This window comes from Roseibium porphyridii (genome assembly GCF_026191725.2).
Classification (GTDB): Bacteria; Pseudomonadota; Alphaproteobacteria; order Rhizobiales; family Stappiaceae; genus Roseibium; species Roseibium porphyridii.
The window spans coordinates 5,070,801-5,083,670 of the sequence record NZ_CP120863.1 but is presented as its reverse complement, the minus strand read 5'-3'; the positions used below and the strand labels follow the sequence as shown (position 1 = coordinate 5,083,670).

Sequence of the window (12,870 nt, the reverse complement as noted above, 5' to 3'; positions counted from 1 at the left end):
CAGCTCCAAACTGGTCTGCAACACCGGGTGACAGGGCACGCGGCTGCCGGATTTGCCGCAAGTGGTAAACACTCCGTTAATACAAGCAATCGCCTACGCCGTCCATGTAAAGCAATGTTGTTAAAGGGCTTACATGAAGGCGTGGTTAACCCGAAATGCTGCTCGTTTGCCCGATTGCCATCGCCATGTTACGAACTTTTGGTAAGCAACGTCTTCAACGAGCCCGACCCGAATTTTCTTCCGTCGACCTGAGGAGTGCAAACATGAGCACAGACAAGACCGGTTTCGAAGTCCCCGAACAGATGCGCGATTTTGCCGAAAAGAGCGTTGATCAAGCTCGCAAGGCATTTGATGACTTCATGGGCGCTACCCAAAAAGCCGTCGTCAATGTGGAAGACAGTGCAAACGCGATGCAGGCAGGCGCTGCTGACGTGAACAAGAAGGCGCTGACCTACGCCGAGGAACATGTCACTGCGGCCTTCAAATTCGCACAGGATCTGGTCAAAGCCGACAATGTCGAAGACATGATGAAGTTGCAGCAGGATTATCTGCGCAATCAGATGGAAACACTTGGCGAGCAGACCCGCGAATTCTCCAACAGTGCCACCAAGGCCGTTCAGGACGCCACCAAGGCAGCACAGAAAAAATAGCAACGGCACTTAACTGACTGACTGGCGCGCTTTGGAGTGCCATGCGCGCCAGACCACAAGAATGGGCTTGTTGAGCCTGACATGATGCCTTCTCATGCCCGTGACCTGCATTTTGTCGTTCGATGACGGATTCCAATTTCGGAAACACGCACCACCTTGGCGCTGTTTTCTCCCAGTCAAAACTGGCGGAAGCTGTAAATTCGTCGAAAAACCTTGCGGAAATTCGTTGTGCAGTGCAAAAAAATGTTGCAATGCAACAAGACCTGCACTATGTAGTGTTTGCGGATGACGACAAGGTCCGCCGACAAATGGATCGGCGGAGAGAATTTGCACCAATGATCGCATCCGGACTCTAGGAGATGAGATCATGACTGAGACGACTACAGCTAAAGCTGCTCCGAAATCACGTGCCGCCAAGGCCAAAGCTGCACCGGCTGCCGGCGTTGCTTTCCCGGATTTCGAAGCTTTCGCAATGCCTAACATGGAAGTTCCGGCTGCGTTCCGTGAAGCCACTGAAAAGGGCATCGAAAACGCACGTGAAGCATATGCAAAAGTGAAAACTGCTGCAGAAGACGCAACTGACCTGATGGAAGACACATTCGAAACGTCTCGCCAGGGTGTTGTGGAATTCAATCACAAAGCCGTCGACGCTGCTAAAGCCAACGCTGATGCTGCTTTCACTTTCGTGAAAGACATCATGTCCGCGAAAACCGTTGCTGAGGCTATCGAGCTTCAGTCTTCTTTCGCACGCCAGCAGTTCGATGCAATGAGCGCGCAGACCAAGGAAATGCAGGATCTTGCCACCAAACTCGGCACTGACGTTTCTGCTCCGGTCAAGGAAGCTTTTGAAAAATCCTTCAAGGAATTGAAGGTCAACTAATCCAAGTTGATACTGCGGTCAGACCGCGGAGAACCGACATGTGCCCGGGGCTTTGCCTCGGGCATTTGCTTTTCAACAGGCAGGTTTTTTCATCAAAATTCGCGCTTGCCGGAGAAGAGAAACGGCGTTAGAAGACGCCTTGCAAATGGCGGTTCGGACGAGTATTGTCCGCCCCACTTTGACGACCTTATGCAGACGTAGCTCAGTTGGTTAGAGCGTCGGATTGTGGCTCCGAAGGTCGGTGGTTCGAATCCACTCGTCTGTACCATCTTCAATAAAACGCCTTACAAAATGCCGAGTCGATGCAAATAGCTTCGATTGCATGACCACCCTGAGTACAACTTGTTACAGTTTGCTCCAGCGTTGGCATAAGTGTGCGACGTGACGAGTTTATAACCAAATGGAATTGCTCTTCAAATCGCGAGTAGTTTCATGTCAAAAAGCACCGCAATAATTGTGTCTATTGGCCTTCTGGCTCAATCGCTATCGTTTGCACCCTCCGGTTTTGCCGCCTCGGGTGAAAGCGCAGCACTGCGAGACATCAGTAAAATTCAAGTTGATGAACGGCGACTAACAGAGGCTGTCGCGTCAAGAACGTTGACTTGGCTGACGGGAAACTCGGCGAACAACGACTATATATCGGTCGGCCGATTGGCCAATTTTTTCGGGTTCGTCGGGCTAAGGGTTGCGAGTCGGCACAGTCTCAAGCGAAGCCGGATCGCCCAAGAAACATTGTCCGTATTGAACGAGCGGCAGCGCGCTGCAATGGTGTCGCTGGTACACGACCAGATGGACGCGTTGAAAGAAGCGCAACAAGCGCGCCATGAGATGAACCGTGCCTTGGAGGGACTGCTCGCATTTGAACCGGTTACCAAGGAGCGCTTCATTGAACTCGGGCGCGATTACGGGTCACACGAAGCAGAACTTGGACGTGTGCTTGCGCAAACGTTTGGAGACATTGCCCAAACACTTTCGACCGACCAGAAGCAGGCACTGACAGCCATTCGCGTGGCACACGTATCAGGAGAAGCTCAGCAGGGCAGCGGCGCAGGCAGCCTGAGATTGAAGAAACTTTCAAAGGCGGACAAAAAGGAGCTGGTGAATGTTTCAGCCAGATTCTTGAGTTGGACGACTGGATCCCAGGAATTCAACGATTTTGAAGTCGTCGGCAAACCAAGTCAGCATTTTGGTTTTGTGGCATTGCGAATAGATTCCAACCATGGCGTGAAGCGAGGGGCCGTTGCCAAGCAGGTGATGGAAATGCTCACCCCCTCCCAGATCGATCGGCTGCGGGACGCTGCCCAGCATAATGCTCGTGAATTTCCTGAATTCCTGACCGTAAGAGCTCAGCTTATGCGAGTTCTTGAAACTTCCTTGTCCGGTCAACGTATCGACACGGCCCGTGTTGCGCACCTTGGGGCTGAAATTGGGGAGATCGAGGCGAGTATGACCTGGTCTCAAGCCATGGCGATGTTGGATGTCAGAAACGGTCTGTCGGAGACCCAGTCCGCAGAGTTGCTGGCAATGAGGGCGAAATATACCGCTCAAACCGACGCCGTTAGCATTGAAGATCCGGTCGAGAGGGGAAGGCAGCTTTTTGCGCAATGTGCACTTTGCCACAAATCCAGCAATCAACAGTCAGTCGGCCCTTCTCTCGATGATGTTGTTGGCAAGCCGATCGCGAGTGACCCCGCCTTCGATCGCTATTCACCAGCACTGCTCAAATACGCCAAGGCCGAGGGCACATGGAGCGAGGAGCAACTGGATGAATTTCTCCGGTCTCCAAAAAACCTGGTTCCAGGAACAGTCATGGGTTTTGACGGCTACAAAATGACCGAAGACCGGGCGGCATTGATCGCTTATTTGAAATCGCGAAAATGAGTTTTTTCGAGAACCTGGTTTTTTGTCGGGTGCTCGAAGAAAATGAAAATTTCTCTCCTGAGCGCACAAGGCATCCGCCTGCCTTTAAGCGGCAAGGTCTGTCATCTCTCTTCGTTTCGTGAGAGCGCACTTTCAAGAATGTTCTGATCCTTGAGCGGATAGCCAGAGCTGTCGGTGTTTGCGCCTTTTCATTGCCAAACACAAAGGACCAAGGCAATGTCTTGAGCGAATGAGGAGATCACCTTCGGCGTAAGCAGGTTGTGCAGTCTTGGCACCGAAAAGCCTTTGTCGCCTTTGGATGTTTGGCGAGAAATGACCCAGTGCTGACACCAGAGAAAATCCAACTCGTCCAGAACAGTTTTGTGCTTGTCGCCCCGATTGCCGACGAGGCCGCTGAAATCTTTTACAATCATCTGTTCGAGATCGCTCCGGAACTTCGTTCAATGTTTCCGCAAGACATGTCCGGACAAAAAGAAAAGCTGATGCAAACTCTTAGCGTCGCCGTGAACAACCTGCATCGATTGGAAGCGGTCCTGCCAACGCTAAAGGATCTGGGACAAAAACACGTCTCCTATGGTGTCAAAGACAAGCACTACGACACTGTCGGAGAGGCCTTGCTTCATACGCTCAAGATAGGTTTGGGAGACGCCTTCACTCCGGAGCTGAAAGAAGCCTGGACCGATACCTTTGCAGCTGTCGCGGCCACATGAAAGACGCCGCGGCAAATGTGTCTGATGCAGACTAAGCGAACGGCCACCTGTGGGGCGCAACGCGCCGTATTTTGTGAAACAATCAAGGATAGCCACAGCTAGCTGTCCCGACTTGGGCAATTGCTGTTGCCTGACGTTCGGGACTCAGGCGTGATATTGCCCTTACTGCGTCAGGAACGGCTGCATGAGCCGGTGCGCACAAACTGGCAATGGGAAACAGTCAATGTATTACGATAGGCCCAGCCTCGGGCAGCGCCTGGCCCGTCTGCCCGGGCAGCTTCTACTCGCATTGATCAACGCAACGGCACTTCTGGTTATCGTCGCCTGCGTGCTGGCAATCGTCGTGTTGAACCGTGTGGACAACGCCGGATCTAAAATAGCTGGAAATCTGACCGACGCAGCGCTCGCCCGACTTCAGGTGTCACCGGAAGAGTTCAAAACGAAACTGGTCGCTTTGGACAGCAAGATCGAACAGATCTCCAATCAACTTGCCAATCCGGATGAACAGGATCATTGGGAGGTTGCACAGCAACTCAAGGAACTTAATCGCAACCTCGCAGATGTGAAAACTGCCGCGCAAGGTCTCAGCGAAGCTGGACCGCAAGTGACGAATGCCATTTTCAAGCAGGCCGGAACAACTCTGACCGATGCTCTTTTCGCACTAAGAGGGTGTGCAAACGATCCTGAGCAGGTGACGCCTGGCAGCTGACATTGGATTGGAGTTCGCTGAAAGGAACTTCAGTCGAATATGTCTCTAGCTATGAATGACATCAGACCATTCGGGGTGTTTTTGCGATTGCGCCTTCACATAAGGGCAGAGCGGTATGATCTTCACCTGCTTCCTGCGCGCATCCTCGATCAAACGCTCGACAAGTGCCATTCCAACACCAAAGCCTCTCATAGTGTCTGGGACGGCCGTGTGATCGGCGATAATGAGGCTCTCATTGACAATCGAAAATGTAAGTTCGGCGGGCTCATCAATGCTATCGACCTTTGCCGCATATCGCCCCTTGGTGCCGTCTGTCGACAGCGTGATGATAGGTGATTGTGTCTCTGACATCTGGCAATCCTGGATTTGGCAAGCTTTAGAAGTGCTACGACAAACGGAAAACAGCGGACCAGTTTGAGCAGGTGTCAGCCAGGTCCTGCTTTTTCAAAGCGATGGGAAAGGAGTGACGCGGCTCGGCGGCCGCGCCCTCCAGGGTTAGGTTGACAGATCGAACAGCAAGAACTCGGTGTTTTGCGAGGCGGCGAGCGACACTTCACCTGCTTCCAGCAGACCGAGCCCGTCGCCGGCCGAAAGTTTCTGCCCACCAACGCTAAGCGCACCCTTGATGACCTGCAGCCAGACCTTTCGTCCCGGCCGGATGTCAAATGCAACGCTCTTGTCTGCTGTCAGCAGCGAGGCATAAAGGTCCACATCCTGGTGGATCACCACCGAGCCCGAGCGGCCGTTCCGGGACCCAATCAGCCGAAGATTGTCCCGCCTTTCGGCATCGGGGAAGGTCTTCTGCTCATAGCCGGGCGTCAGGCCGTCTTTCTCGGGAACAATCCAGATCTGAAGGAAATGGACCGGTTCCTTGTCAGAGTGGTTGTATTCACTGTGGCGCACTCCGGTCCCGGCGCTCATACGCTGAAGGTCTCCCTGCCGTATGACCGAGCCGGTTCCAAGCGAATCCTTGTGCTCCAAAGCGCCGGATACGACGTAGGAGATTATCTCCATATTCTCGTGCGGGTGTGCCGGAAAGCCTGCACTCGGAGCAACCTTGTCTTCGTTGATCACCCGCAACGAGCCAAAACCAATGTGTTTCGGGTCGTAGTAGGAGCCAAAGGAGAATGTGTGCTTGCTTTTCAGCCAGCCGAAATCGGCGTTTCCGCGTTCGGCGGATGGTCGAAGTAGTTGGTTCATATCTCGATCCTTTCCCAGTTCCTGGCACCGGGTTGCTTTGCTGGTGCGTCGTTGGGCTAAAGATCGTTGTTAGTTAATATTTTACAATCATGCCAAAAATTGACAATTAGTCATCAATTAATGAACAATACCTATTGAACTGCTTTGGGTAGATCGGCACGCAATCGATTGCGCTCGGCAATTTCCTTTGAGCGGGTGCCATCCACGATAAGTTCGTGGCCTCTCGGGTCGAAGGCCACCTTGAACGTAAAAGCTGCCGGACATGGCCCATTGTCACCCAGCAACTCATGGTGTTCGACCGCTTCGGTCCAATCCGGCTGATGGTTTTCCGGCACCCACCATAAGGCATAAGCCGGATAGTCTTCGGCGTCCTTCACGAACAAATGGCCTAGACGAAGGATTTCCGCATGGGGGCCGCGATAGACAGCAGCAAGCGCACTTTCCAGATCCTGCCAAAGGGAGATGGTGGATGGAGCCCAACCATCTCCGTTGTCGACCCAGTATTTGGGAAACACCTGCTCACCCCAACTCTGCGTCCCCGGTTCGTCTTCGTATCCCGAGCGGGCAATGAAACCCTCCGCGCGTTCCATTGCAGCCCAGACAGCTGGTTCGTTGGCAAAAAAGGCATCATTGGAAGGGTCGTCCGCCCGCGTGCGAAACTGGGCGAATGTATAGAGCGCGAGCCAGTGGCCGAACATGTCTCCTCCTCGTCCGGTCAATTCCCTTGGAACACTGTCCGCATTCGTGTTCGACTTCAAGGCCGAGCGTTGCTCATAAGCCGGATTGAACGGTTATTTGGCTGGAAAAATCACTCAGCCTGGTCTAATCGCAGGTGTCACGCCCGGCGCGGGAACCCAGACACCCGCGACATGAACAACAAGGACGCCGGTTTGGAAGATCTCAGCCTATTATCAATTGGCCTGTTGGCTCTTGCACTCCTGGCCACAGGCGTGGTTGCCGGCATCATTGCCGGGCTCCTTGGGGTTGGCGGCGGGATCGTGATTGTTCCTGTTCTTTATTACATGTTCACGGCCCTCGAAATCGATCCTTCCGTGCTGATGCATGTTGCAGTCGGTACGTCTTTGGCAACCATCCTGGCAACCGGCACATCCTCGGCGCGCGCGCATTTCAAGCGTGGCAGTGTCGACATGGACCTCCTGAAACGGTGGTGGTGGGCCATTGCAATCGGTGTGTTCGCCGGAGCCTCGCTTGCGGGCAACATTTCCGGTGGAGCGCTGACACTCGTCTTTGGCATCGTCGCCCTGGCGGTATCAGCCAACATGATGTTTCGAAAGGACGGTTCCCATCTGGCCGACAAACTCCCCGGTTCGCCCCTCAAGGAGGTGCTCGGTTTCCTGATCGGTGGAATATCAGTCATGATGGGCATTGGCGGCGGCACGCTTGGAGTGCCAACCCTGACGCTGTTCAATTATCCGATCCGAAAAGCCGTAGGAACGGCAGCTGCAATTGGCTTGATCATCGCCGTGCCTGGAACATTGCTATCGATCTGGTTTGGATGGGGTGTTGAGGGACGTCCTCCGTTTTCCCTTGGCTATGTCAACTTGGTGGGCTTCCTGTTGATCATTCCGGCATCCACACTTGCCGCCCCGCTTGGTGCGAAAATCGCCCATGCGATCGATCCCTCCAAGCTGAAGCTGGTATTTGCGCTCTTTCTAGGGTTCACCGGACTTCGGATGATCTATGGAGTTCTGGTTTAAATCGGCGAGCAGATTTCGTGATGGTTGGATCAAAAGGATTCATTGGTCCTCAGTTCGATTATGGGCAATAGTCTCCCATCCTCGGGCGGCACGGTCCGCCTCTCAGTTCTTGGACAGCAATGCTGGAAAAAAATGTAACCCTCAGTCTCAAAGGCTGCATTCAGGGCGCTTTGCTCTGCATTCCGGTGTTCCCCGGCATTATCGCATTGAGCGCCGTTTTCGGCACGGTTGCGGCCCAAAAGGGACTGACCTTTCTGGAAACACTGATGATCAATTCGCTCGTCTTTGCGGGTGCCAGCCAGTTCGTTGCAATGGAGGTCTACAACGAGCCACTGACCTGGGGATTGCTGATTGCAATGGTCGGCGTTACCGGGGCCGTCAACATGCGCATGCTGTTGATCGGGGCAAGCCTCAGGCCCTGGCTCGGGCAGGTGCCGGGTTATCAGACTTACCCCGCTCTGTTCTTCCTGACGGATCTGAACTGGCTGCTGGCCATTTCCGAATATGAGAAGGGAACGCGCGACTGGGGTGTGTATCTCGGGAGCGGTCTGACTGTCTGGGCTGTCTGGTCTCTCTCGGTAATTCCAGGCTATTTCGCCGGAAGCCTGATCACGGACCCCAAGGCATTCGGTCTCGACGTCATCCTGCCCGCCTTCTTTGCCGCGTTGCTTGTGCCGCTCTGGAAGGGAAAGCGCCAGACGGTCAGCTGGCTCATTGCAGGCGGCGTCGCCTGGCTGACATGGATTGCTGTTGGCGGTTACTGGAGCATCTTCACCGGGGCGGTCGCAGGCGCTATTGCGGGAGCTTACCTGGATGAGTGAGGCAATCGCAGCAAGTGGCATTCTGCCATCGGACTGGATGTTCGTTTTTGCCGTGATCGGGATGGTGGCAGTCACCTATTCCCTTCGCGCCGGCGGGTATTGGCTTATGGGCCGTTTGTCGATCACACCGCGAGTTCGGCGCGGTCTGGAAGCGCTTCCAGGCGCAATTATCGTGTCGACGATCTTTCCGATCGTGCTGAAGGGCGGGATCGCCGTCGGCCTCTGTCTTGTTGTGGCCATCGCCGCACAAGTGAAGCTCAAAAAGGAATATGCAGCCGTTTTCTGCGCAGCTTTGGTCGCAGCTGGTCTGAGAGCTGTTGGCGTCTAGGTTGTCCTGAGAATTGCCTCAGCGCGCTCCGCAGTCTCCTGACGGCTGCCTCCGGCATTCACCTTCTTCCAATCCAATTGGCCCAGTTCATATCCCAGCTGGCTCTCGATCACATCTGTCGTCGCATCGGATGCATCATCCAGTCGCCTGGTGACACGTTCTTTCAATGTCGCTTCCGGTGCAATCAACCAAAGGCCCTGAAATTTCGCCTCCACGCGATCAGCAATGCCTTCAATGCGTCGGCGCTCGTTTTCAGAGGCAAAGACCGCGTCAAATATGGCCGAATGACCGGCGGCCAGCACGCACTGAATAGTGTCGTCCAGAACGTGATAGACCTTGTTAGAGGCGTCTCGTGTGTAGGCCTCCGGCGGGGCTTTCTCGGTTTCTGGAATGTTCAGGATTTTCTTTCGCATGACGTCCGTCCTAAGAACACGTGCCCCAGGCGCGCGGCCAATGGTTGGCGCAAGAGCATAAGCCAAAGTGGTTTTGCCAGTGCCCGAGAGGCCACCCACAGCCACAAGGCGGGTCATGGCCGGTGACAGAAACTCCAGCGAATACCGGAAATATTTCCTGGCTTGTTCTTGCTGGCTTTGCCGCAGGTTTGGATCCGACTGCGCAAGTGCGGCACTGGCTGCGATTTTCGAACGAATGGCCGCGCGCATCATCATGAAGAAGGGCAAGGCGGCGAGACCTTCGGGATGATCGTCCAATCGGCTCTTGTCGAGATATCTGTTGAAGACGCGATTGGCTGCAATGGGTTGCCCGCGCTCCCAGAGGTCCATCAGCAGAAATGCAAGGTCGTAAAGAATGTCGCCGGTTGCGATGGCGTCGGAGAATTCTACCGCATCGAACAGCACCGGCTTCTGATCGATCAGGACGATATTGCGCAAGTGCGCATCGCCGTGACACCGGCGGATGAGGCCCTGGTCGCCGCGGTGAAGGATCAGGTCCCGCAGCGAGGAGAGGACCGTTCGAGAGGTCTCCGTCAGATGACGAACATCCTCTGCAGGAAACAGATCAGGATGCTCATGGAAGGCAGCATCATTCTGTTCGACATAGCTGGCAAGTCCCTCAAAAAAGCCGTCACCGTCACGAACCGGGGCTTCGTTATGTGCAGCAAGCATCATATCGGCAAGGTCTTCGCACAACGCGTCGCCGAATGCTGCCTTGTCCGCTTGCACGTCCAGCTCGTTCCGGCGTTCAAAACGGTTCATCTGAACCGCCCAGTCGATGGGAGTACCATCGCCGCCGAACGAAAGTGTGCCATCCGCGCATTCCGTGATGGCAAGCGCCTGCAAATAGACTTGTGGAGCATTTGGTTTGTTGAAAGTGATTTCAGCTTTGCAGGCCTCTTCTCTAAGGGCCAGTGTCGAATAATCCAGGAACGGAAATTTGACGTCGCGCTTCACCTTGTAGGCTTTGCTGCCGACAAGAAAAATGACGTTGGCATGAGTATCGATCCGCTTCACATCCGGACGCTCCGGATCGTCAGACTTCAAACCCATGAGAAACTCAAAGACTTTGTCCTGGGTTTGCGAATGGACCATGTCGTCTCCTTTATCTCGCCTGCCGATAGACCTTGCCCCAGGTCTGTACTGCTGCGTTTGATCCTTCTCAATGTGAGGTGACAGCGATGTGTCACAAATAATCTGGATTGTCAGTAATGGAGGCTCTCATGAGCGAATATCCTGCTTTGAAGAAGATCAGGCTTAACCTGGCCAGGACCAAAGAGTTTCCGCAAGGTTCCGCACGCCATGGCTACGAGTTCACTGCACCTTTGGATGATACTGGACATATCGACGCTGCCTTGTGGAAGAAAGAGCGCGATCATTGCCGTGTGCGTCGATTCTGGGGCGACGAACAAGAGGATATCGGACACCTGATTCACCGGCCTGGCGGATCATGGGCTTTTCATTATGACATTGATGGAGACGACGATGATGAGGCGGGCTACCGTTTCGGGGCTCATGCATTCAACCCTGGCGAATATGTCTCCATCAAGGACGAAGACGGTGAGCTTCACACGTTCCAGGTGGTAACGGTTCTCTCGATCTGAGATCTGCGACATATTCGTTAGACAGAGGCGCCGGTTTGCCGGCGCTTTTTTTGGTGCGTGGCGGAGAGCCTGCATGGCGGCAATAAGGGGAGCTTCACGAAAAGGTCAATCCAATTAGGAATGATCTCATTGCCAATTAATCTGATTTCAGCGTCTAACGGCTCGATCTTTGTTACGCTATAGAATGAACAGCGATTGCTTTGAACTGGGAGCCGAAAGACATGAGCCAGATGACCGGTGGAGAACTTTTGGTCGGCGCGTTGGAGCGACACGGGGCCGACCGGGTGTTCTGCGTCCCCGGTGAGAGCTATCTGGCAGTTCTCGATGCTCTTTTCGACGCATCGATACCGGTCACCGTTTGCCGTCAGGAGGGCGGTGCCGCCATGATGGCAGACGCGCATGCGAAGCTGACGGGCAAGCCTGGGATATGCATGGTGACCCGGGGACCGGGCGCGACGAATGCCTCAGCGGGTGTACACATTGCCGCGCAGGATTCCACGCCGATGATTCTGTTCATCGGTCAGATCGAACGCGGTATGCGCGAGCGCGAAGCTTTCCAGGAGGTCGACTACAGGCAGATGTTTGGCGGTATTGCCAAATGGGTTGCCGAGATTGACCATGCTGACCGGGTGCCAGAATTCATCTCGCGTGCCTATCACGTGGCGACATCGGGCCGTCCGGGGCCGGTCGTGCTTGCGCTTCCTGAAGACATGCTGGTTGAAACCGCCAACGTCACTCAGCCAGCGGCCTGGACCCAGACCGAGACCTACCCGGGTCTCACGCAGATGGCAGATCTTCAAAAACGTCTTTGGGCAGCCGAGCGGCCGATTGCCATTCTTGGCGGCAGTCGCTGGTCAGAAGACGCCGTCGCTGCCTTTACGCGCTTTGCGGAGCGCTTTGCTCTTCCGGTCGCCTGTTCCTTCCGCCGACAGATGCTGTTCGACAATCTTCACGACAATTACGCGGGGGACGTCGGGATCGGTATCAATCCGAAACTGTTGGCGCGCATCAAGGGCTCCGATCTCATACTGCTTGTCGGCGGCCGGCTTTCCGAAATGCCGAGCCAATCCTATTCGTTGCTTAATATCCCGTCTCCGGCGCAACAGCTGGTTCACATACATCCCGATGCCGAAGAGCTTGGGCGAGTTTACGTTCCTTCGCTTGCAATCCACGCAAGCCCAACCGCCTTTGCCAAGGCGCTGGAGGCAGTGCAGCCTCCCAATGAGTTGAGAAATTCCGGCCAGAGCGAAACCGCGCATCAGGACTATCTCGATTGGTCAGGGGCACGACCGAAAACGCCGGGTGAACTTCAGATGGCCGGGGTCATGGACTGGTTGGAAGCAAATCTTGCCGAAGACACCATTTGCACCAACGGTGCCGGCAACTATGCAACCTGGCTACACCGCTTCCATCGATTTCGTCGGTTTGGAACACAGGCTGCTCCAACTTCCGGTTCCATGGGATACGGCCTTCCGGCGGCGGTTGCCTCGAAGCTTGCCTATCCTGAGCGGGAAGTGATCTGTTTTGCGGGCGACGGATGTCTGCAGATGACCATGCAGGAGTTTGGCACGGCCTGTCAGGAGAGCGCCAACATCATTGTGCTCGTCATCGATAACGGCATGTATGGCACTATTCGCATGCACCAGGAACGCACCTATCCTGGCCGCCCTTCGGCGACAAACCTGGTCAATCCGGATTTTGCTGTCTTGGCCAGAAGCTACGGCGCTTTTGGTGAGACGGTAAAAACCACGGCAGAATTCGGTCCGGCCTTTGAGCGCGCACGAGCCTCTGGCAAACCGGCAATCTTGCACCTCAAACTGGATCCGGAAGCGATCACTCCTGCAGCCAGCCTCAGCCAGATTCGAACAGCTGCCTTGGACAAACACTAGTCAGCGCAAGCCTTTAAAGGCCGCGCAG

The 12,870-nt window shown here is 54.7% G+C and carries 14 protein-coding genes and 1 tRNA gene; 11 read left to right on the top strand and 4 right to left on the bottom strand.

Translation table 11 applies throughout. The annotated features are described in order from the left end of the window. Positions 1–263 precede the first annotated feature (263 nt). The 6 genes from K1718_RS23380 to K1718_RS23355 all read left to right on the top strand — a co-directional run bounded on the left by K1718_RS23380 (position 264) and on the right by K1718_RS23355 (position 4,830). The gene (locus K1718_RS23380; RefSeq protein WP_152503221.1) at positions 264–650 is read left to right on the top strand and encodes a phasin family protein; all 387 of its coding nucleotides are present in this window, start codon (positions 264–266) and stop codon (positions 648–650) included. 367 nt (positions 651–1,017) lie between these two features. Further along, on the top strand, positions 1,018–1,530 hold the full coding sequence (locus tag K1718_RS23375; RefSeq protein ID WP_152503220.1) for a phasin: 513 nt from the start codon (positions 1,018–1,020) through the stop codon (positions 1,528–1,530). A gap of 191 nt (positions 1,531–1,721) precedes the next feature. Beyond that, a tRNA-His gene (locus K1718_RS23370) sits at positions 1,722–1,798 on the top strand. Between the two features lie 164 nt (positions 1,799–1,962). Further along, positions 1,963–3,411, top strand: coding sequence for a c-type cytochrome (locus tag K1718_RS23365; protein WP_265680662.1), 1,449 nt, complete (start codon positions 1,963–1,965; stop codon positions 3,409–3,411). A 320-nt stretch (positions 3,412–3,731) separates the two neighbouring features. Beyond that, a complete protein-coding gene (locus K1718_RS23360; protein WP_335343008.1) occupies positions 3,732–4,121 on the top strand; it encodes a globin family protein in 390 nt (129 codons plus the stop codon). A gap of 223 nt (positions 4,122–4,344) precedes the next feature. Then, entirely contained in the window at positions 4,345–4,830 is a 486-nt protein-coding gene (locus K1718_RS23355) for a hypothetical protein (RefSeq protein ID WP_265680663.1), read from the top strand. Positions 4,831–4,875: 45 nt separating this feature from the next. Here K1718_RS23355 and K1718_RS23350 read toward each other — a convergent pair whose 3' ends face one another. The 3 genes from K1718_RS23350 to K1718_RS23340 all read right to left on the bottom strand — a co-directional run bounded on the left by K1718_RS23350 (position 4,876) and on the right by K1718_RS23340 (position 6,728). Continuing rightward, positions 4,876–5,181 carry a GNAT family N-acetyltransferase gene (locus tag K1718_RS23350; protein WP_265680664.1) on the bottom strand — a complete coding sequence of 102 codons (306 nt, stop codon included), beginning with the start codon at positions 5,179–5,181 and terminating at the stop codon, positions 4,876–4,878. A gap of 144 nt (positions 5,182–5,325) precedes the next feature. Further along, positions 5,326–6,030, bottom strand: a complete 705-nt coding sequence (locus tag K1718_RS23345) for a pirin family protein (RefSeq protein ID WP_265680665.1) — start codon at positions 6,028–6,030, stop codon at positions 5,326–5,328. A 131-nt stretch (positions 6,031–6,161) separates the two neighbouring features. After that, the gene (locus K1718_RS23340) at positions 6,162–6,728 is read right to left on the bottom strand and encodes a DUF3291 domain-containing protein (RefSeq protein WP_265680666.1); all 567 of its coding nucleotides are present in this window, start codon (positions 6,726–6,728) and stop codon (positions 6,162–6,164) included. Between the two features lie 171 nt (positions 6,729–6,899). On the opposite strand from K1718_RS23340, the gene K1718_RS23335 reads away from it, so the two are divergent. The 3 genes from K1718_RS23335 to K1718_RS23325 all read left to right on the top strand — a co-directional run bounded on the left by K1718_RS23335 (position 6,900) and on the right by K1718_RS23325 (position 8,897). Next, positions 6,900–7,748: a sulfite exporter TauE/SafE family protein gene (locus K1718_RS23335; RefSeq protein WP_418068071.1), complete on the top strand. Its 849-nt coding sequence runs from the start codon at positions 6,900–6,902 to the stop codon at positions 7,746–7,748. Between the two features lie 119 nt (positions 7,749–7,867). After that, positions 7,868–8,569 (top strand): AzlC family ABC transporter permease, encoded by a 702-nt coding sequence (locus K1718_RS23330; RefSeq protein ID WP_152503214.1) that lies wholly within the window; start codon positions 7,868–7,870, stop codon positions 8,567–8,569. Then, a complete protein-coding gene (locus K1718_RS23325) occupies positions 8,562–8,897 on the top strand; it encodes an AzlD family protein (protein WP_265680667.1) in 336 nt (111 codons plus the stop codon). The genes K1718_RS23330 and K1718_RS23325 overlap by 8 nt, the downstream gene beginning before the upstream one ends. Here the strand turns inward: K1718_RS23325 and K1718_RS23320 are convergent. Next, positions 8,894–10,444 (bottom strand): bifunctional aminoglycoside phosphotransferase/ATP-binding protein, encoded by a 1,551-nt coding sequence (locus tag K1718_RS23320; protein WP_265680668.1) that lies wholly within the window; start codon positions 10,442–10,444, stop codon positions 8,894–8,896. The two genes, K1718_RS23325 and K1718_RS23320, sit on opposite strands and share 4 nt — an antisense overlap. Positions 10,445–10,572: 128 nt before the next feature. Between K1718_RS23320 and K1718_RS23315 the strand changes: the two genes are divergently transcribed. Further along, positions 10,573–10,953 (top strand): hypothetical protein, encoded by a 381-nt coding sequence (locus K1718_RS23315; protein WP_152503212.1) that lies wholly within the window; start codon positions 10,573–10,575, stop codon positions 10,951–10,953. Between the two features lie 221 nt (positions 10,954–11,174). Then, the gene (locus tag K1718_RS23310; RefSeq protein ID WP_265680669.1) at positions 11,175–12,842 is read left to right on the top strand and encodes a thiamine pyrophosphate-binding protein; all 1,668 of its coding nucleotides are present in this window, start codon (positions 11,175–11,177) and stop codon (positions 12,840–12,842) included. The last annotated feature ends 28 nt before the right edge of the window (positions 12,843–12,870 follow it).

Excerpts from the sequence above, each read along its gene's own strand:
- K1718_RS23310 (WP_265680669.1), top strand. The coding sequence starts at position 11,175 with ATGAGCCAGATGACCGGTGGAGAACTTTTGGTCGGCGCGTTGGAGCGA.
- K1718_RS23375 (WP_152503220.1), top strand. The coding sequence starts at position 1,018 with ATGACTGAGACGACTACAGCTAAAGCTGCTCCGAAATCACGTGCCGCC.
- K1718_RS23340 (WP_265680666.1), bottom strand. The coding sequence starts at position 6,728 with ATGTTCGGCCACTGGCTCGCGCTCTATACATTCGCCCAGTTTCGCACG.
- K1718_RS23345 (WP_265680665.1), bottom strand. The coding sequence starts at position 6,030 with ATGAACCAACTACTTCGACCATCCGCCGAACGCGGAAACGCCGATTTC.
- K1718_RS23315 (WP_152503212.1), top strand. The coding sequence starts at position 10,573 with ATGAGCGAATATCCTGCTTTGAAGAAGATCAGGCTTAACCTGGCCAGG.
- K1718_RS23380 (WP_152503221.1), top strand. The coding sequence starts at position 264 with ATGAGCACAGACAAGACCGGTTTCGAAGTCCCCGAACAGATGCGCGAT.
- K1718_RS23325 (WP_265680667.1), top strand. The coding sequence starts at position 8,562 with ATGAGTGAGGCAATCGCAGCAAGTGGCATTCTGCCATCGGACTGGATG.
- K1718_RS23350 (WP_265680664.1), bottom strand. The coding sequence starts at position 5,181 with ATGTCAGAGACACAATCACCTATCATCACGCTGTCGACAGACGGCACC.
- K1718_RS23365 (WP_265680662.1), top strand. The coding sequence starts at position 1,963 with ATGTCAAAAAGCACCGCAATAATTGTGTCTATTGGCCTTCTGGCTCAA.
- K1718_RS23355 (WP_265680663.1), top strand. The coding sequence starts at position 4,345 with ATGTATTACGATAGGCCCAGCCTCGGGCAGCGCCTGGCCCGTCTGCCC.
- K1718_RS23320 (WP_265680668.1), bottom strand. The coding sequence starts at position 10,444 with ATGGTCCATTCGCAAACCCAGGACAAAGTCTTTGAGTTTCTCATGGGT.
- K1718_RS23335 (WP_418068071.1), top strand. The coding sequence starts at position 6,900 with ATGAACAACAAGGACGCCGGTTTGGAAGATCTCAGCCTATTATCAATT.
- K1718_RS23330 (WP_152503214.1), top strand. The coding sequence starts at position 7,868 with ATGCTGGAAAAAAATGTAACCCTCAGTCTCAAAGGCTGCATTCAGGGC.